At 54.5% G+C, this 18565-nt stretch carries 17 protein-coding genes; 4 read left to right on the forward strand and 13 right to left on the reverse strand.

All coding sequences use genetic code 11. The features are described from left to right. Positions 1–204: 204 nt before the first annotated feature. The 7 genes from FHS19_RS21135 to FHS19_RS21165 all read right to left on the reverse strand — a co-directional run bounded on the left by FHS19_RS21135 (position 205) and on the right by FHS19_RS21165 (position 6970). Entirely contained in the window at positions 205–555 is a 351-nt protein-coding gene (locus tag FHS19_RS21135) for a type II toxin-antitoxin system PemK/MazF family toxin (protein ID WP_076174838.1), read from the reverse strand. A gap of 3 nt (positions 556–558) precedes the next feature. Further along, positions 559–840, reverse strand: a complete 282-nt coding sequence (locus FHS19_RS21140; RefSeq protein WP_036648438.1) for a CopG family ribbon-helix-helix protein — start codon at positions 838–840, stop codon at positions 559–561. 230 nt (positions 841–1070) lie between these two features. After that, a complete protein-coding gene (gene alr, locus FHS19_RS21145; RefSeq protein WP_183583747.1) occupies positions 1071–2255 on the reverse strand; it encodes an alanine racemase in 1185 nt (394 codons plus the stop codon). A gap of 316 nt (positions 2256–2571) precedes the next feature. Then, entirely contained in the window at positions 2572–3678 is a 1107-nt protein-coding gene (locus FHS19_RS21150) for an outer membrane lipoprotein-sorting protein (protein ID WP_183583748.1), read from the reverse strand. A 134-nt stretch (positions 3679–3812) separates the two neighbouring features. Further along, positions 3813–4421: a YkoP family protein gene (locus tag FHS19_RS21155; protein ID WP_246426709.1), complete on the reverse strand. Its 609-nt coding sequence runs from the start codon at positions 4419–4421 to the stop codon at positions 3813–3815. A 306-nt stretch (positions 4422–4727) separates the two neighbouring features. Further along, positions 4728–6023, reverse strand: coding sequence for an aspartate aminotransferase type Ic (locus tag FHS19_RS21160; RefSeq protein ID WP_376771933.1), 1296 nt, complete (start codon positions 6021–6023; stop codon positions 4728–4730). 377 nt (positions 6024–6400) lie between these two features. Beyond that, a complete protein-coding gene (locus tag FHS19_RS21165) occupies positions 6401–6970 on the reverse strand; it encodes a GbsR/MarR family transcriptional regulator (protein WP_183583750.1) in 570 nt (189 codons plus the stop codon). A gap of 365 nt (positions 6971–7335) precedes the next feature. Between FHS19_RS21165 and FHS19_RS21170 the strand changes: the two genes are divergently transcribed. Genes FHS19_RS21170 through FHS19_RS21180 form a run of 3 tightly spaced genes read left to right on the forward strand, consistent with a single transcriptional unit; the run spans position 7336 to position 10280 of the window. Next, positions 7336–8553: a quaternary amine ABC transporter ATP-binding protein gene (locus tag FHS19_RS21170; protein WP_183583751.1), complete on the forward strand. Its 1218-nt coding sequence runs from the start codon at positions 7336–7338 to the stop codon at positions 8551–8553. Then, positions 8531–9364, forward strand: coding sequence for an ABC transporter permease (locus tag FHS19_RS21175; RefSeq protein WP_183583752.1), 834 nt, complete (start codon positions 8531–8533; stop codon positions 9362–9364). The genes FHS19_RS21170 and FHS19_RS21175 overlap by 23 nt, the downstream gene beginning before the upstream one ends. A 1-nt stretch (position 9365) precedes the next feature. Beyond that, the gene (locus FHS19_RS21180) at positions 9366–10280 is read left to right on the forward strand and encodes a glycine betaine ABC transporter substrate-binding protein (protein ID WP_183583753.1); all 915 of its coding nucleotides are present in this window, start codon (positions 9366–9368) and stop codon (positions 10278–10280) included. 179 nt (positions 10281–10459) lie between these two features. Here FHS19_RS21180 and FHS19_RS21185 read toward each other — a convergent pair whose 3' ends face one another. The 6 genes from FHS19_RS21185 to FHS19_RS21210 all read right to left on the reverse strand — a co-directional run bounded on the left by FHS19_RS21185 (position 10460) and on the right by FHS19_RS21210 (position 17739). Beyond that, complete coding sequence (locus FHS19_RS21185) at positions 10460–11221, reverse strand: DUF6081 family protein (RefSeq protein ID WP_183583754.1); 762 nt, start codon at positions 11219–11221, stop codon at positions 10460–10462. A 46-nt stretch (positions 11222–11267) separates the two neighbouring features. Continuing rightward, positions 11268–12179: a prenyltransferase gene (locus FHS19_RS21190; RefSeq protein WP_183583755.1), complete on the reverse strand. Its 912-nt coding sequence runs from the start codon at positions 12177–12179 to the stop codon at positions 11268–11270. 410 nt (positions 12180–12589) lie between these two features. Further along, entirely contained in the window at positions 12590–13006 is a 417-nt protein-coding gene (locus tag FHS19_RS21195; RefSeq protein ID WP_183583756.1) for a VOC family protein, read from the reverse strand. Between the two features lie 100 nt (positions 13007–13106). Continuing rightward, positions 13107–14618, reverse strand: a complete 1512-nt coding sequence (locus tag FHS19_RS21200; RefSeq protein WP_183583757.1) for a YheC/YheD family protein — start codon at positions 14616–14618, stop codon at positions 13107–13109. A gap of 193 nt (positions 14619–14811) precedes the next feature. Then, complete coding sequence (locus tag FHS19_RS21205; protein ID WP_183583758.1) at positions 14812–15642, reverse strand: alpha/beta hydrolase; 831 nt, start codon at positions 15640–15642, stop codon at positions 14812–14814. A gap of 90 nt (positions 15643–15732) precedes the next feature. Further along, positions 15733–17739 carry a glutaminase family protein gene (locus FHS19_RS21210; RefSeq protein WP_183583759.1) on the reverse strand — a complete coding sequence of 669 codons (2007 nt, stop codon included), beginning with the start codon at positions 17737–17739 and terminating at the stop codon, positions 15733–15735. A gap of 188 nt (positions 17740–17927) precedes the next feature. Here FHS19_RS21210 and FHS19_RS21215 point away from each other — a divergent pair, with 188 nt between their 5' ends. Then, on the forward strand, positions 17928–18446 hold the full coding sequence (locus FHS19_RS21215) for a DUF3231 family protein (protein ID WP_183583760.1): 519 nt from the start codon (positions 17928–17930) through the stop codon (positions 18444–18446). The last annotated feature ends 119 nt before the right edge of the window (positions 18447–18565 follow it).

Consider the following 18565-nt stretch of genomic DNA (forward strand, 5'->3'; position numbering starts at 1 on the left):
CTCCCTGATATCACAAGCGGATAGACGCAGATGCAGTACTCACCTGCCCGCTCATACGTTGCATACCATTCATTATAGCCGATGCGTAACCCCTTACAATGGACTTATGTGACTTAAAAGCGAATGTAAAAACGAGAAAAAGGCGCCCCTCTCCGGGTACGCCTTATCCTTCATAACCATATCATCAACCTTATGGTTCAACGCTTAAAAATCGATCAGGCTGAGACTGATTTGCAGCGAATCATCCACCTTTTTCATCGTTTCCTCATCCAGGTGGGTAATTTTGTCCGTCAGTCTCTGCTTATCAATGGTCCGGATTTGCTCCAGCAAAATGACCGAATCTCTGTCGAAACCATGCGAAACCGCATCGATTTCCACATGGGTCGGCAGTTTTGCCTTTTGAATCTGGGCGGTAATGGCCGCCACGATGACCGTAGGACTAAAACGGTTGCCGATATCGTTCTGAATAATCAGAACAGGCCTGACTCCACCTTGCTCAGAACCGACTACGGGTGAAAGATCCGCAAAAAAAACGTCGCCGCGTTTTACGATCAATGTCTACACCCCGCTCACTAAGCGGCCTAGAGTGCTGTCTGCATCTTCTTCCGCGTGAAAGGCCTCCGATGCCATCGTCAAATTGATCTTGGCCATTTCCATATAGCCGCGTTGCATTGACTCCCGTATATAACGTTTCTTCCGCTCCGTTAAATACAGTTTCATGGCTTGCCTGATGAGTTCACTGCGGTTCGAATTCTCCATCGCAACGATGCCATCCACTTCCTGCAAAAGATGATCCGGCAAGCTGATCATAATTCGTTTGGTATTCTGCATATTAGCCACCTTCTGTTCCACCCCCACAATACCTTCTCACCCTTGTGCCCAGTATAACTTGAATCAAGGAAATTTATACAAAGGAATATATATGCCGAAGATATACCAGGTATGCTGCATACATTATAAACTAGACTCGGCATTTACGTACAGTCATTCCGTCATTACCTTTATTCGGGATGCGTGTGCCGTATTCCTTCATTTCCAGCAAAAAGGCTGAAATTCCGCCTTCTTTCGCACTAGGTGAGCAATGGGTTGACCCGGTTGTACAGTGCGCCGTGCTTCAAGTAAACACGAGGCACCCGGTGGGAAATCATACAGATGACCTCATAGTGGATGGTACCCAGCTGAGAAGCCAGCTCATCTGCCGTAATGCACTGGCCAGACTGCTGACCGATGAGCACAACCTCCTCGCCCGCATGAATTTCTTCTGCCTCTCCGGCAAAAGATTGAAGTGTTACCATACACTGGTCCATACAGATCGTTCCGACAACGGGAACGCGGCGGCCGCGGATCAGGACTTCCGCTTTACCACTCAGCATCCGCGAGTACCCGTCGGCATAGCCGATCGGCAGCGTTCCAATGACTTCATCTTGATCCGTCACATATCTGGCGCCGTAGCTGACGCCCCAATGCGGCGGAAGGGTTTTGACATATACAAGCTCTGTCTTCAGCGTCAATACCGGGGAAAGTGCGACAGTCTGATGATTCACCTCATCCGATGGATACAATCCGTACAGGCTGATGCCGACGCGGACCATATTGTAGGACAGCTGAGGGGTATCAATCGCTGTGGCGCTGTTGCCCGTATGTATAAGAGGAGGGCTGATTCCTTTCTCCCCGAGCGAGGCCACCACGCTCTCGAAACGCCGGTACTGCTCCAGTGTATAGCTTTTATCTTCTTCGTCCGCTTTGGAAAAATGGGTAAACAAGCCTTCAACCTCAGCCTGCGAAAGAGCATAGAGCGAATCGATATACGAAATGGCGTCCGGGCCGGGAAGAAGTCCCAGTCTGCCCATTCCGCTGTCGATCTTAATGTGCACCTTCAGCGGTCTGGACTCGGCGTCCGCCGGAAGCTGCCGGATGGCTTCCAGTACCTCCGGGCTGAACACCGTCACTGTTATGTTATTCTCCCACGCCGTTCTTATGCCTTCCGGAGGCGTGTAGCCAAGCACCAGGATGGGCAGCGTCACGCCGGCATGCCGCAGTTCGATCGCTTCATCCAGGAAAGCGACGCTTAAATAGTCCACCCCGATGCTCGCAAGCTCCCGCGCCACCTGCACGGCTCCATGACCGTACGCGTCCGCCTTGACGCAGGCCAGAAACTTCATGCCCTCGGGCAAAGCCCGGCGAAACGCCGTAACGTTCGCCTGCAGATGGTCCAGATTGATTTCGGCTCTAGTTGCTCTATATTGTTGCTGCATTCAGTCGTCACCTTCTCTAAGAATTAAACACTCGCTGCATAGATTGACAAAAGATGTTTGTCATCTTTCGCTCGTTCTATGGACATAGAGATACTTTCGTTCATCCTATGCACATAGATGGGATGAAAGTGAGTTGTCGTTTACTTTCATTCATTCTATGTAATCGTAATGTTCAGGAAGGTGACTGTCAATGAACCACGCCCCGGCGGAATCCGGCCGGTTTACCGTACCACAGCGGTTTTCGAAGATGGATAGGCGAAAGCCCCTTCGCCGGAGGACTTATGCCCCGCCGGCGAAGGGTCCGCCTACCTGCGTATTATTTACCCGATTGTTCCTGTAAAGACGCTGCGATCTGTATCATTTCGTCCACCGGCAGGTTTGCACTCGTAATGCGGAACTCGACGCCGTCTCCATTCATCCAGGTCAGCGTCTGCTGCTCATCGCCAGCCAGGAGGCCCGCCGTAAATCCAAGATCCACCACTTCGCCCGACATCAGGGATACAGCTCGGTCCTGCGGACGGGATTCCATGATCGTGAACTGGTATGTACCGTCATACCGGAGCAGCAGCGCATGGTTGTCACTGTTGTCCAACTTGTTGCTGTCCTTGAGCGTGACGCCTTCAGGCAGATAATCCGGGATAATCATGCCAAAGTCGCCCAGTTCCTTCGTAACTTCCTGCGCCGCTTCCCCGTTATCGCCCTGCGGCTGATCCTGGGATGCGACCGGATTGCCGTTCTCATCGACTTCGGCCACCGTTCCGACCGACGGATCGCTTTGCACGGTCATGTTGCGTTTCATGTCAAAAGAGTCCTTGTCGAATTTCGCATCGAACTGGAACTGGTCGAACTTGACCTCAACGACGACATGGGCGTCAGAGTCGGAGACTTGTACTTGTTTTGGCGCGTAATTATCCTTGTTGAGCCAGATTTTCTGGCGTACGAGTGACTGGCTGTGATAGTTGGCCGCAACATCGAATACATAGCTGTCCTTGTCTGCGGCAAACTGCCGGGTGTTATCGCTTAAGATGCCCCGGACGAGCGTTTGGTATAAATAGACTTGCCCCTGGTTGTCCGGCCAATCGCTTTTAAACCGGAAGCTTTTGTTCAGGCTCGGTGTCAGCACGAATACGCCGTCGTCGTTGCGGAGAACGATTTGCGTGACGTCCTTCTGGGCGTTCGTCAGGCTGATCCGGTAGTAGTTTGGATTCTGGTACCATACCTCCACCTGGTATTCCTGCGGCTTTTCCCCGGTATACAGCGTCATTTTCCCCGTTCCTTTGTAAGAGCCATCCTTGCTTTGCAGTGTATCGACCACGTTGTTCAAGTCTTTGACAACGGAAGCGGCATCCTTTTTGCCACCACAGCCTGCCAACACAACCGTAACGCACAAGATCATGGCGAGCATCCATGAAATCCGGCGCATGACATCATCCCCCTTAGCACTTGGTTTGAACTGATTGATACATGTCTATGAGGGACTTGGTCACATTATGCAGACTAGCATGACAAGCCTGATGCCGAATCCGTATTACCGAATTGAATGTTATTAATTCATTGTTATACGACGTTATATAAAGGTGTTTCGCGGCGGTATCGCTCCATGAACGCTTGCCTGGTCATGAGCAGCATCTGCGGAACCAGCTTGGGAGCGCTGTGCTTCACGCGTTTTTGCCCGGCGGGATGCAGCATTCGCAGCAGAAACCTTAAATAAATCGTCGTCAGCAGCCGGAACCATCCGGCCTTAAGCTGGTGCTGCTCGAAACCCAGCCCATGGGTCAGTCCCCGGTGAAGCAGCGTAATTCCGGTCAGCGCTTTGACCTCGGCCAGTTCGGGAACCTGATCCATCGCTTCACGGATCTGCCTGAGCGATTGCTTCAGAAGCCTGGCGGTTTTCAGCGCCGCCCTGTCCGGCCCGAGACTCCGCGACAGCTCCAGCACCTGCCCGTTATCCAAATGGAGCTCTCCGATCCAGTCGCCGGCATGAAGCCACTGCCCGCTGTCGCTGCAAATGCTTTTCCCGTGAAAAGGCCGAACCACCAGCTTGCAAATTCCGTAACTCAGCACCCGCTTGCTCCGCAGCCGCGTGATCCGGTCGAACAAGCCCTCCCACTTCATCCATGCCGTCTGGACTCCCGTCTTCAAAGCCGTCGTTTTGATCAATTCCATCACATCTCTTCTCTATTAAGTTCGTTCTATTCAGTTTGACGGTTCAGATAAGGGAATCCATGCAAAGCATCCAAAAAAGATATTTACCTAATGGACTGACCACCAAACGTTCCTCGTGGAACAAGGGCGTCCGAGGGGCTGTCTAACGACATGCTGGATTCCGTTTGACTAGGGCAGGCCGCCATATTCCGGTTCATCGGGCAAAAAGAAACGGCAGGCCGGAGGCTGGGCCGGGATACCGACCCTGCGGTATCTTCTCCGACCCCATTCCTCCTGACCTGCCTGTCTTAATAAAATGCTGCTGCTCTATTGATCCGCCAAAATACGGTCGATCGATACCAGCTGCACGCATACGCACAAAATATCAATGGCCTGTGCAAGCTCTTCGAGCGATGGATAGGTTGGCGCAATACGGATGTTGCGGTCCCGCGGATCTCGCCCATACGGATAAGTAGCTCCGGCAGGCGTTAGGGTCACCCCGGCTTCCGCCGCACGCCGCACAATCTCCTGTGCGCAGCCGTCCATCGTATCCAGGCTGATAAAATAACCGCCGCTGGGCTTACTCCATGTAGCGATATCTTTAGAACTTAGCCCGGACTCCAGCTTGTTCAACACCAGATCGAATTTCGGCTTGATGATTGCGGCATGCTTTTCCATGTGGCGGCCCAGGTGCTCCATATTCTTCAGAAAGCGGACGTGCCGCAGCTGATTCACTTTATCCGGGCCGATCGTCTGCACGGACAGCTGTTTTTTCATATGACTGAGGTTGTCCCTGCTCGCTGCCAAGGCTGCTACGCCGGAACCGGGAAAGGTCACCTTGGAAGTGGATGCAAAGATGAACACACGGTCGGGATTGCCGGCGTTTGAGCAGGCTTCCAGCATATTTTTCAGCTCGTCATGACTTGAAGTCAGATGATGGACCGTATAAGCGTCGTCCCAGAAAATGCGGAAGTCGCCCGCCTTCGTCTTCATCCGGGCCAGCCGTTCTACCGTCTCGTCGGGATAGGTGATGCCGCCAGGGTTGCTGTACTTCGGCACGCACCAAATCCCCTTGATGGAGTCGTCTTCGGCGACAAGCTTCTCTACAGCGTCCATATCAGGCCCTTCCGGCGTCATATCTATGGTGATCATTTCGATATTCAGCTGCTCGCAGATCGCAAAATGACGGTCATACCCAGGGCTTGGACACAGAAATTTGACGGACGGGAGCCTGCTCCACGGCTGCTCACTGCCAAGCACCCCGAACAGCATCGCCCGGGCAAGCGCATCATACATCAGGTTTAGGCTGGAGTTGCCCTGAACGATCACCTCGGAAGGCGAAACCCCAAGCATTTGGGCAAAAAACCGCTTCGCCTCCGGGATTCCGTCAAGGCCTCCGTAATTGCGGCAGTCCGTCCCGTCCTCCGCCCGCAGCTCTTCTCCGGACGGCAGAACGTCCATCATTTCGTTCGAAAGCTGCAGCTGTTCCGGGCATGGCTTGCCCCGGGACATATCCAGCTTCAAATTCAGACGCCGGTACGCCTCGTATTCAGCTTGCAGCCGGCCTTGCTCCCGCCTTAACTCATCTTCCTGCCATCCGGCATAACCCGTAACCATCTTCATCTCTCCTCGCTCAGCTCTTCGTCTAACTTTTACTAAATTACACCATATGACCGAAGGCAGCCGGATGTCAACTACAAAAATCACCACGCCTGGCGTCTTGAAAATAAAAAAAACGTCTATCGACGCACCTTCAAAGAAGACAGACCGCGTTTAAAGGAAGTTTTTCTTGCAATATCAGGAAGCAATGGCTCTGGGGTTTATACTTTCTGATATTATAAGAAAAACGTATATCGACGCACCTTAAAAGAAGACAGACCGCGTTTAAAGGAAGTTTTTCTTGCAATATCAGGAAGCAATGGCTCTGGGGTTTATACTTTCTGATATTATAAGAAAAACCGGACTGCTGTATCGCAGCCCGGTTCCGTTGCTTTTTATAATTAGCTATGTGGGGTTGGAGGCTCCTTCGGGACCAGCTTGAAAATTTCTCCGCTCTCAAACGTATCAATGAGCCGGTCCAGCCAGCCGTAATAGGCAATAGCCTCGTGCAGCTTGGCGATATCCTTGCGCAGCAGCTCGGTGAACCCGGGATCATGCTCGTACTCTGTCAGCAGCCTGCCCATCTCGTCGATGGACTTGCTCAGAATCAGGATATTGCTCTCAACCGATTTTCTCCATTTGATGTCGAAAAAGTCGGTAAACGTCTGATACCAGTCGTATTCCACTTCATATAAGTCCTTGCGGGAGCCTTTCTCCCACACTTTATTGACCATCTTCAAGTCCAGCAGCGTCCGGACGCCCGTGCTCATGCTGGTCTTGCTCATTTTCATTTCCCGTCCCATTTCATCCAGCGTCATCGGTTTGTCTGCAAAAAAAAGCAGCCCGTATAAATGTCCGGTAGACTGGGAGATTCCATATAAGTCCATGTTTCTTCCGATCGTTTCAATGACGCGCTTGCGCACCTTGTGGATTGCTGCGTCGCGTTCATCTTCGAATTGGTCCAAGCTCATGCTTGCAACCTCCTTATTTGTTCAACCATTCTCCGCAGAATCCCCGGCCCGATAAGCCTGTACAAGGTCCGGAATCCGCTTGTGTTGCCCGTGATTGTAAGTGAAAAAGTATGGAGAAGACCAAACCTTCATCGTCTATTGTATGTAAACCGATTTTAATTGTAAAGAAACCGATCCGTCAGGAAAACGGCGGATATGGGAGCATTCGGCAGTAAATTTCGTACAGTTTTTTCTGTACGTTCTTTACGTACGGTTAAAACGTTTGATACTATATATATTAATTGTTACACTGTTACCGTTGGTTATTCACGCAGCATCGTGTTCGCACTTATCAACGATAGAGAAGCAATAAGGGGGTATCACAGTTGTCTATTTTGCAGCTTAAACAAGTCAGCAAATTGTTCGGAACCCAGGCGGAGCAAAGCGTCGGGCTACTCGAACAAGGCTGGAACAAGGAGAAGCTGGCGAAGGAAAAATCCGTGACCGTCGGGGTGAACCGGGTCAACCTCAGTATTGAAGCTGGCGAAATTTTCGTCATTATGGGGCTGTCCGGCAGCGGCAAATCCACCCTCGTCCGGATGCTGAACCGGCTGATTGAGCCTACGGCGGGGGAAATCCTCGTTCACGGGCAGGATTTAAGAAAAATGAACAAGGAGCAGCTTCGAAAAGTACGGCGCCAGACGATCAGTATGGTCTTTCAGAAGTTCGCGCTGTTTCCGCACCGGTCCGTACTGGAAAACGTGGAATACGGGCTTGAGATTCAAAAGGTCAGAAAGCCGGAGCGCACGGAAAAAGCGATGAAGTCGCTCGAGCTGGTCGGCCTCAAGGGCTGGGAAAATAAATCCCCCGACGAGCTGAGCGGCGGCATGCAGCAGCGTGTCGGGCTGGCCCGGGCGCTCGCGAATGACCCGGAGATTCTGCTGATGGACGAAGCCTTCAGCGCGCTCGATCCGCTGATCCGCCGCGACATGCAGGATGAGCTGCTCGAACTGCAGGAGACGATGAAGAAAACGATTATCTTCATCACGCACGATCTGGACGAAGCGCTGCGGATCGGCGACCGGATTGCGCTCATGAAGGATGGTGCCGTCGTGCAGGTGGGCACGCCGGAGGAAATTCTGACGCAGCCGGCCAACGCCTATGTGGAGCGGTTCGTCGAGGACGTCGACCTGTCCAAGGTGCTGACCGCCGCTCATGTCATGCGCCGTCCGGAGACGATCATGCCCGACCGGGGGCCCCGTGTGGCGCTCGAGCTGATGCGCGAGCGCGGCATTTCCAACCTATTCGTCATCGACCGCAGCAAGCGGCTGCTCGGCGTCATCACGGCGGAGGATGCCTCGGAAGCGATGCGCAGCGGCAAAACGCTTGCGGATATATTGATCACGGATGGCCCCAGAGTGCATCCGGACGTCCTGATCAACGAGCTGTTTGAGATCACCAGCATGTCCAAGGTGCCGCTCGCCGTCGTCGACGACAACGACCGTCTCGCCGGCGTGATCGTCCGCGGCGCTCTGCTTGGAGCGCTCGCCGGAGAGAACAGTCCGAAGGAGGTGAGCCCAAATGCCGAAAATACCGCTGGATGAGTGGATTGAAGCATTGGTTGGCTGGATGGGAGACCATCTGACGGTCCTGTTCGACTTCATTTCCAGTGTCATCGAGGGCATCGTTAACGGATTTACCTGGCTGTTCATGCTGCCGCATCCGTTCCTGTTTATCGTCATACTCGGTATTCTTGCCTTCCTGGTCGGACGGATATCCCTGACGCTGTTCTCGGTGATCGGATTTCTGTTGATCTATAACCTGGGGTACTGGCCGCAGACGATGGACACCCTCAGTCTGGTCATTACCTCCGCCCTGATTTCGGTCATCTTAGGCGTTCCGATCGGCATATGGTGCGCTTACAGCAGAGGAGCTTCCCGCATCATTACGCCGATTCTTGATTTCATGCAGACGATGCCGGCCTTCGTCTATCTGCTGCCTGCAGTCACCTTCTTCAGCCTGGGCGTCGTGCCGGGGGTCATTGCTTCGGTTATCTTCGCCATTCCGCCGACGATCCGCCTGACCCTGCTCGGCATTCAGCAGGTGTCCGGCGAGCTCACGGAAGCGGCCGATGCCTTCGGTTCCACCGCACCCCAGAAGCTCTTCAAGGTGCAGCTGCCCTTGGCTATGCCGACGCTGATGGCCGGCATCAACCAGACCATCATGCTGTCGCTGTCCATGGTCGTCATCGCTTCGATGATCGGCGCCCAGGGCATCGGAGCCGAAGTATACCGCGCAGTAACCCAGCTCCAAATCGGGAAAGGCTTCGAAGCGGGTCTTGCGGTGGTTATTCTCGCCATCGTGCTCGACCGCTTTACGCAAAACCTATTTAAATCCAAAAAAAGGGGTGCATAACATGAAAAAACAGAAAAAATGGACGATCCTGGCAAGCTTGGGCCTGGCAGGCGCATTGATGCTGTCCGCCTGCGGCCAAAACGGCTCCGGCGAATCGGCAAGCGGAGAAGGCAGCGCTGATTCCTTCGGTAAACAGGTCAACTACGAGATCATCGGCATCGACCCCGGTGCGGGGATCATGAAAGCGACCAACAAGGCCATCGAAGAATACGGCTTATCCGACTGGAAGCTGATCGAAGGCTCCGGCGCAGCGATGACGGCTACGCTGGCCAAAGATATTAAGGCCAAAAAGCCGATCGTCATTACCGGATGGACACCGCACTGGATGTTCTCCAAATATGACCTGAAATATCTGGATGATCCGAAGAAAGTATATGGCGAAGCCGAGGAAATCCATACGATCGCCCGCAAGGGTCTGGAACAGGATGAGCCGACCGCTTACGCATTCCTTGACCGGTTTGAATGGTCCTCCGATGAAATGGGCGAGATCATGACCGCGATCCAAGAAGGCAAGAAGCCGGAAGAGGCCGCCAAGGCATGGGCTGACAGCCACGCCGACCGGGTCAACGAATGGATCAAGGACCTGAAGCCCGTTAACGGCAACCCGCTGAAGCTCAGCTACGTAGCCTGGGATTCGGAAATCGCCAGCACCAACCTGCTGCAGTACATCCTTCAGGATAAGCTGGGCTACAAGGTAACCGCCCTGCAGGTAGAGGCGGGACCGATGTGGACCGGCGTTGCCAACGGAGACGTGGATGCATCGGCCGCAGCCTGGCTGCCGCTGACCCACGCCGATTACCTCGCCAAATTCAAGGATCAGATCGATGATCTGGGCGCCAATATGACCGGTGTCAAAACAGGACTGGTCGTGCCGTCCTATGTAGACGTTCAGTCGATCGAGGACCTGAAGAAATAATTCAATTCATTCTCTATAGATTCATAGAATATGTAGAAGGGCTGGGCCCCGGTAGATTGATCTACCTGGGGACCAGCCCTTTTTTCCTGGAAGAGGAGCCAGATGCGTCATTCAGACGCCGTACCGGTGCGCAACCATCTTATATTATGGCTTTGATGCGCACCGCTCCCCTCCTACGTTTACTCTTCTTCAGCAGCCCGTTTGTTCTCCGAACGGTCGTCGATCGTCACGGTCACCGGCGAATACTCGGCCGTCACGACCTGCCCATGAACGGACACGCTGCCTTCCGGCGAGATGTCCTTCTCGGTCATGATGCCGAGCGCGATCGTAAACTCGTTGAACTTGATCGGGATATTTTTCTCCCGGCGGATTTCAGTGCCGTTCAAATAGAACACGGCTTCGTCGTTTCCACGGTCGTACGTAATTTTGTATGTGTTGAATTCCCGTGCCTTAAAGTTGGTGTCTTCTTTAAAGATGCAGAAATACCGCGTCTTGTCCGATGGCGGAACCTCTACCCCCGGGAAGGGAAGAACCGCGTACACACTGGCATACTTGTCGTTGCCGGCAAAGAAATCCAGCGCCGCTCCGGTCGTGAAATCCAGCAGGTTAAGCGATACGTAGCCGTCGTACAGATCGTTCGGCACGGTATTGACCGAGCGTGCGCGGATCTGCAGTTCGAAGTCGACCACTCCGTTATCCGGTACTTTGACCGTTTCCACCGAATAATACATATGCTTCGCATTGTCCAAAATTTGAATCTGATCGTTTTGCCGGCTCAATGGAGCACGGACGTACAGAATGCCGTTGCGGACGATGACCACCGCATCAGGCTCCCGGTATTCCCAGAACGTACCGTCCGGCAGCGGAAAGCCGCCGATCTTCCAAACTTCACCCTCCGACAGAATCGTGTGAAAATCCCCAAAAACGCGTTGTTGTACCATGTATCATCGAACTTCCTTTCTCGATTAAGTCAATCGGGCCGTAAGGTCAGATCAAGCCTTGAATCAGCAAACACACAATCATAATGATCCCGCTCCGCTGGGTCGATCTTACAGACGCTCCCATCAGCGGAATATAAGCATGGCTGTTATTATGAGACTTCAGCTTGCCGTACACCTGATACAGCGGAATCATGCCAGGCAGGGCCAGCAGTCCGTATACCGGAAGCGCCCCGGCAATGACGCTGACGACGAGCATCAGCGCGGACAGAAGCAGCAGGAACCGGGAGAAGCCGAGCGCTCTTCGCTCGCCCCACACGACCACCAGCGTGCGTTTGCCGGCCTGACGGTCCGCCTGCCAATGCAAAAAGTGGTGGTTGAACAAAATCAGCGTGGTTAACAGGCCGATCGGCAGGGACAGAAGCAGTGCCCGCAGATCCAAATGCGAGGTTTGCACATAATAGGCCCCCATGACCGGAAGAACGCCGAACGAGAGTAGGATCGCGATTTCCGAGTAGCCTTTGCCCCGGTATCCGAACTGCAGCGGAGGCGCCACATAGAAGTATGCGATTAAGCCGCCAAGGGCGCCGAAAATGAAAGCCCACGGTCCTGAAAATACGGTCAATATAATCCCGCATGCCGCGGCAACACCAAACAGCGCCCAAGTGACCGCCGCAAACTTGCGAATGCTCCACACGCCGCCCGTCAAAAAGCCCGAGTTCGTGGAGACCGCATCCACTGCCTCTTTGGCGGCCGTATCGGTCCCGCTCTTGTAATCCCACAGGTCGTTCACCATGTTGGAGAACAGGTGGGCCGCCGCCGCGCCGACGAGCGTGATCAGAAACAGCCAGACGTTAAAAACGCCGTTCCATACAAAAGCCCCCAACGCTCCGAGCGCGACCGGAATCAGCATGACCGGCACAACCCCGAAGCGTGAGGCTTTCATGAATTGTTTGAGCATGCCTCATGCTCCCTTCCTTATAATGTACCCATGACGAATGGGTTCGTATAATTTCCGGGCGGAAACCCGCCATAAATGCCAAACAAATGATATTTTTCACAAACTTTCCCATAATGGATATCACTAACGAGAATCTATAGGAAAGCAGGTTTGTATCATCCTTCACAAGGATATCACACATTCGCGGATTTTGTCATCGGCGTGTATAAATCAGGAAGATTCCACGCAGGGGCCAGGTTCCAGTCCAAGCCAAAAAAGCCACGGTCCTCGTTCCCGCTGCCCTTCGAATGGAGATCGCAGCGGTTCGATTGTGCCGTGGCTTATTTCTGATTGACGCGTATTAAGCTGGCGGATTGCCTTAGCAGCATTTGTCTGGATTCGCAGTCCGTACCGGCCTGCCTATTAAATTCCTATTGCTCTGTGCTGACCTGCCACGTGATGCCGAACTTGTCCCGGACCATGCCGAATGCCGGGCTCCAAAACGTCTCCTGCAGTTCCATCAGCACCTGCCCCCCATCCGACAATCCGGCGAAAACCGATTGGAGGCGCTCACTGTCTTTCGATGTAATGGCGATGCTCAGCTGATCTCCCAGCTGATACGGATTTCCCGGAAACGTATCGGAGAAGAGCAGCGTGTTGCCGTCAAACTCAAGTGCGGCGTGCAGCACGCGATTTTTGGCCTCATCCGGCAGCGGATGATCCGGATCCGGCATATCGCTGAAGCGGGACAATCCCAGGTTTTTGGCCTGCAGTACTTTTTCATAAAACGCAACTGCCTCTGCACAATTGCCATTCATTACAATGTAAGGCGATATTTTTACACTCATTCGGATGATCCTCCTTATCCTATGGGACATGCACGAATCCATTATATCCCACGCCTCTGCGATTGATAAGGAGTGCTGAAAAATGATGACCAAACGCTGCCTAAGGGCAGCCATCCTCTTCAATCACCCGGCGGCCTTTGATAAACAGCCGATTCCAATAAGGATCCGAAAGCTCCGTGACCACGACGCCGCCCACTTTGCAGGAATGAAGGAACCGGCCACCGCCCAGATAAATGCCGACATGGCCGATTCGTTCCAGCCCTTTTTTATGCACTCGGGAGTGGACGGAAAAGAACAGCAGATCGCCCCGCTGCAGATTCTTTCTGGCCACGTCATATCCCAGCAGACTTTGCTGTCTGGACGTACGCGGCAGCAGCAGTCCGTTTCTGGCAAAAATAAATTGCATGAACGAGCTGCAATCGAACGCGTCGATGGACCAAGGCACCGCACCGAACCGGTATGGAGTCCGGTAGAAGGCCATGCCGTCCTGGACGATCTGTTCGATGAGCTCCGCTCTGGAGCATCCGGACGTATCCCGCGACCATGGAGGTGCCGCCGGAATAACCGCCGCTTGCGTATGAGCCAGATAAGCCGCGTATTGGAACGGCACCCGGATGCTTTTCAGATAAAGTTCGCGGTCACGCTCTGTTCGCATGAACGGCTTGCCCGGCTTATGATTCACTTCCAGAATATAAAGGGACCCATCCTCGCCTATGGCCAAGTCGACGCCCAATTCGGCAAAGCTCCGGTTGTAATATAGCTCCAGCTGCTCCGCGACCTGTCGTGACAGGTCCCCCACCTGGTCATGCAGCCTCTTTGCTTCCTCCGGCCCAAATCTTTTGGCCAAAAAGGGATACCCCTCCAACGTCTGCCCGCCGTGCTCCGGATGCGTCGTCAGACGGCTTGTCTGTCCTACATGGACGACGAGTCCGGTAAAGCTCCAGCTGCCCAGCCCATCTTTCTGGATCAGCGCCCGGCAGTCCCAAGGGTTTCGGCTGTTTACGCGTAAATCGAGCGCCGGCTGCATCAGATAACCTTTGGCGGCCAACTGATCGAGGTATCTCCCTGCCGATTCCACCTTGATGCCGCGGCATGCGGCCCCGTCTTCCTCAATCAACAGCATATCCTTGTGAAGACTGATTCGTTTGATCCCGGTGCCCGAGTCTCCGCTAACCGGTTTCAGCATGGCCGATTTGTGCCGCTCCAGCATGGAGATTCCATCTGCCGCCTGAATCAGCAGCTCCGTCTCCACCAAATGCTCCGCGATTTCCGGGGACGCCTTCAGTCCCTGATAGACGACCCACTTATTGCCAAGCCAGTCACCAACAAAGGGCAGCCGGCCGAAAGACTTGATCTCTTCCGCTTGCTGGTAACCGCGGATCGTCCTGTAATGGCCTATATCATAGATAAGATCCGGGAAGCCCTGTACCGTTCGTACCCATTTATGATTTTGATAAGCGTAACCGGTGATTTTTCGCCGGCTCAGGTCCACATCTTCAGGCGCAAAAAGAAGCAGCCGTTTGAAACCTGCCTCACTAGCTGCCTCGACATAGGGAAGATAACGGGATCTCCTGGCCGACTTGGCAGACATAAGGCCGAGCGTGGTGTTCATACCCATCCCCTGCCTGGGTTTCCGATGCCAAAAGTACGGGTCATCACTTCTGTATCATCCTCCTGGAGGTTTTCAATTCAACTCGTTCGTAACCAGCGTATGCCTTGGAGAGGAAGGAAGTGCTTATCCCTTCCTTAACGGCAAGAAGGGACGTCCGCTTCATAAGCGTCGTCCCTTCCTCCGGGTGCAAGCATTATTGTATGAAATGCCGTTCTCTCAGCCAGGTCGCGCACAGGTCCGGCCATGCCTTGACCGCTTCTTCTTCCTCCGCGAGCCCTAGCCCGTGACGTCCAGCCTCGAACACATGCAACGCATAAGGAATCTTCTCGCGGCTTAGCGCGAGGGCGAAGAGCAGGCTGTTCTCCGCCGGAACGGCCCCGTCATCGGCGGTATGCCAAATAAAGGCCGGCGGCGTGTCCGGCGTGACGCGCGTCTCGTTGGACAAATACTGGACCAGTTCCGGGTCCGGCTGATCCCCAAGCAGCGAATACTTGCTGCCTTCGTGAGTATACGGCCCGAAGCTGATGACCGGATAGCACAGCACCTGCAAATCGGGACGGCTGCTCTCACGCTCAACCGGATCTTCCGCATCCGCCTGGCCCGCGTCAAAATGGGTGCCGGCGGTGGACGCCAAGTGTCCACCGGCGGAAAAGCCCAGAATGCCGACCCGCGCCGGATCGATGTTCCAATCCGCTGCAAGGCTTCGCACCGTGCGGATTGCCCGCTGAGCGTCTCCCAGCGGAACCGGGTGGCGGTTCGGCGATACGCGGTAGTTCAACACCACCGCCGATACTCCGATGCTGTTCAGCCACAAGGCGATCGGTTCGCCTTCATGGTCTGCGCGCATGACGTATCCGCCTCCCGGGCATACCACCATCATCGGATAAGGTCCTTCTCCTTCAAGCAGATAAGGCGTAATGCTGGGGCAGCCCTCGTTCTCCGGCCCGCCTTGTCCCAGCGGAACATCCTCCCATAATGGTATGCGCTGCTTGCTGTCAGGCAGCCTGCTCGCTGCTGTGCTCATTCGATCGTCCCCTTGTCATATGGTTTTGTCCACCATTTTACAATGGGAGCGCACATAATTAAAGGGCTTACACTCAATTAAGCCGAAAGGTCAGCGCGAAAGCCCCTGATCCTTCAGCAGCTTGATATACAATCCGCCAACGACGCTCCGGTGCTGAAAATTCATCTGCCGGTCGGTTTCGGTATCGTACCAGTCGGTCATCGGAACGCGGTCCGGCGTATCATGATAGGCAGCCCATAGCGGAGCTACAAGCTTCTCGAAGTCCTCCTGCCGGGACGCAAGCGAAGCAGCCCATACGAGCCAATCGGACTTGGTATAGGAAGCTCTGCTGTCCAGCGGCACGCCATACCGGCTCCGCCGGGCCAGGTACCAGGCCACTTCCTTCTCCGCGGTCTTTTCGCTGAACAACCGGGTATCGAAGATCTGATCCCAAATAAGATTGTACTTGAGGCTCCAGGTCCCCTCTTGGCCAAAAGCCAGCTTGGTATGGTCACCGTCCTCCGCCAGCGTCTCCCACTTCTCCGCCATCTCCCGGGCGGCCGCAAGAAAGCGGCCGGCCTCCCCGGCATGCCCGCGAATCCGGTTGAGAAGCGAAAATGCAGCCACGCCCATAATCGCCTTGACGGACAGGTTGGCGTTTCGGGCCAGGTGGCCGGCAAAGTCGTCGGTGCACAGCTGATGCTCCGGATCCAGGCCATGCTCCAGCAAATAGGCGGCCCATGCGGCGAGAAGCTCCCAATGCTCGGCGGCAAAATCCGCATTCCCCTCCGCCAGGGACACCGCCGCGGCCATAATCAGCATATTGCCGCATTCCTCGACGGGCATTTGCCCTTCCATCCGGTTCTCCGCATAAACCTGTCCGTTCGCGAGCGGGTATTGGCCGACATCATGGGGCGCAAAATCAAACGGCCAGGCGTCGCTTGACGCATAGCGAAAAATCGGCCGCATCATGCCTTTGACCAGCTCGGGATTGTACAGCAAGAACAGCGGAATCGACGGATAGCTCACGTCGACGGTGGCGATGCAGCCGTTGCTGTAGCATTCCTTGGACATGAACAGCACGTTCCCCGCTGCGTCGGTCACCAGCTTGTGGGCGGCGATCGCCTGCCGGTATCCCAGCACGAGCAGTTCGGCGTACTTCTCGCCTCCGGCCGCAACCGCATCCGCCCATAATTTCTGATGGAAATCCTCGCACCGCCGGATCACGGAAGGAAGGTCGGCAAACGCCTGCCGGATCATCGCGTCCGCGGATCCTCCGCTTCTTTTCCACAGCGCCTCCCGTTTGTCTCCGAAATACTCAATGGCATACACATCGTCATAAGCCAGAACGACGGTCCATTCGGTGGCCTCGGCTCCGATGGCTCCCGCATCCCAAATGCTTCCCAGTACCATCGTCCGCTCCCGGACCGCCTGCGGCATAGGCTGAGATCCATCTGGTGGAATTCCCTCTCCCCGGACGAAGCGCTTGCGGAGATCTGCGGTATCGATAAACGTATGGACCTGCGGGCCGGCCTTGACGGCCAGGTACATCCGCCCCCAATCGATTCGCAAATCGTCGCCCGAGCGGTTCAGCACCTCCTGCTGCTCATGGCTCATTTCCAGCAGGACCAGTTCTTCCGCTTCCCGGCGCTGCCATATCACCTTCTGGTCGCTGGTGTCCACGCACCACTCGCCGGTCACGTCAAAATACACCTGCACGTCATGCCGTTTGCCGTCTATAGCCTTGACATCAAACTGAACGTACGATGCCGGACGCGACAGCAGGTCCAGATCATCCATCAGCAGCGGGGTCGTAAATCGAACCTGCAGGCGGATTCCCGCCTGTTCAAACACATAAATCGTGGACAATGCCGTCAGGCGGCATTCCACTTGGGTCATCGCTTCCGGCTCGGTATAATACCGCTCTGCGTTGGGCTCTACGCGTCCGGCAAACCTCAAGGTCTTGCCGTCAATCCGGATCAATCCGGCCATGCCTTGCCGCTGTCCGGTCCAATGCCTCGTATCGTCATCCGTCAGCCGGTCGGCCATCGACCAGACGCTGAAATAAGGATCCACCGTCACCAAAGGGACGGCAGGGGGGCGAATCTGCATAGTCATCCTCCTTTTGCCAATGTACCTATATGGTAGAACGTCTCATTTCAATTTTCTATATTAAATATGTCAAAAATATATCAATTTTTTATCGTGTTGTTCTCCCGCGGGCCGGCTGCGTACATGAAACCGATGGGAATTGCTCATAATGTAATGGTACTGCCCTACCTAAAACTAAGGAGAGAATGAAATCGATGGGTATTCTCGACGGAAATCCGAAACATCAACCGATGCACTATGGCGAAGTCTTCAATGTATGGGAAGTTTCCATGATGGCCAAAGGACTCGTCTCCTGCTATCAGGTGTACCTGAACCATGCCGGAGACAAAGACCTCAAACAAATTCTTGAGGACCTGATCGACCAAGCGAAGACCGAAATCAAGGAATGCGACAAGCTGCTGACCGACAACGGCGTCGTCCCCGCGCCGATTATTGCCGACAGACCGGCCGTCAATCTGGAAGACATACCTCCCGGGGCCCGCTTTGTGGACCAGGAAATCGGCGCCAAGCTGGCGGCCGACACCGCCGCGGGACTGACCGCCTGCAGCGCGATTATGGGCATGTCCATCCGCGAGGACATCGGCGCGTTATTCGCCAAATACCATGCGACCAAAACCGCCCTCGGCGTGCGGATTTTGCGCATGAACAAGGAGAAGGGTTGGCTCGTTCCTCCACCGCTTCACGTTGAGCGTCCGGTTGAGGAAAAGGCGTAACCCGGCCCTTCCGCCGCCTACGGAGACTCCCGTCCTCGTAGGTTCGGATGCACAGCAAAAAGGCTTTCCCTTCGTCCCTATGGACGGCAGGAAAGCCTTTTTTTTGTGATAGATCCCGT

The sequence above is a fragment of the Paenibacillus rhizosphaerae genome (genome assembly GCF_014192015.1).
GTDB classification, from domain to species: domain Bacteria; phylum Bacillota; class Bacilli; order Paenibacillales; family Paenibacillaceae; genus Paenibacillus_AQ; species Paenibacillus_AQ rhizosphaerae.

Bases quoted from the DNA above. Each gene is read 5' to 3' on its own strand.
- alr (WP_183583747.1), bottom strand. From the start codon at position 2,255: ATGCAGCAACAATATAGAGCAACTAGAGCCGAAATCAATCTGGACCAT.
- FHS19_RS21150 (WP_183583748.1), bottom strand. From the start codon at position 3,678: ATGCGCCGGATTTCATGGATGCTCGCCATGATCTTGTGCGTTACGGTT.
- FHS19_RS21155 (WP_246426709.1), bottom strand. From the start codon at position 4,421: ATGGAATTGATCAAAACGACGGCTTTGAAGACGGGAGTCCAGACGGCA.
- FHS19_RS21160 (WP_376771933.1), bottom strand. From the start codon at position 6,023: ATGAAGATGGTTACGGGTTATGCCGGATGGCAGGAAGATGAGTTAAGG.
- FHS19_RS21165 (WP_183583750.1), bottom strand. From the start codon at position 6,970: ATGAGCTTGGACCAATTCGAAGATGAACGCGACGCAGCAATCCACAAG.
- FHS19_RS21175 (WP_183583752.1), top strand. From the start codon at position 8,531: ATGCCGAAAATACCGCTGGATGAGTGGATTGAAGCATTGGTTGGCTGG.
- FHS19_RS21180 (WP_183583753.1), top strand. From the start codon at position 9,366: ATGAAAAAACAGAAAAAATGGACGATCCTGGCAAGCTTGGGCCTGGCA.
- FHS19_RS21185 (WP_183583754.1), bottom strand. From the start codon at position 11,221: ATGGTACAACAACGCGTTTTTGGGGATTTTCACACGATTCTGTCGGAG.
- FHS19_RS21190 (WP_183583755.1), bottom strand. From the start codon at position 12,179: ATGCTCAAACAATTCATGAAAGCCTCACGCTTCGGGGTTGTGCCGGTC.
- FHS19_RS21195 (WP_183583756.1), bottom strand. From the start codon at position 13,006: ATGAGTGTAAAAATATCGCCTTACATTGTAATGAATGGCAATTGTGCA.
- FHS19_RS21200 (WP_183583757.1), bottom strand. From the start codon at position 14,618: ATGAACACCACGCTCGGCCTTATGTCTGCCAAGTCGGCCAGGAGATCC.
- FHS19_RS21205 (WP_183583758.1), bottom strand. From the start codon at position 15,642: ATGAGCACAGCAGCGAGCAGGCTGCCTGACAGCAAGCAGCGCATACCA.
- FHS19_RS21210 (WP_183583759.1), bottom strand. From the start codon at position 17,739: ATGACTATGCAGATTCGCCCCCCTGCCGTCCCTTTGGTGACGGTGGAT.
- FHS19_RS21215 (WP_183583760.1), top strand. From the start codon at position 17,928: ATGGGTATTCTCGACGGAAATCCGAAACATCAACCGATGCACTATGGC.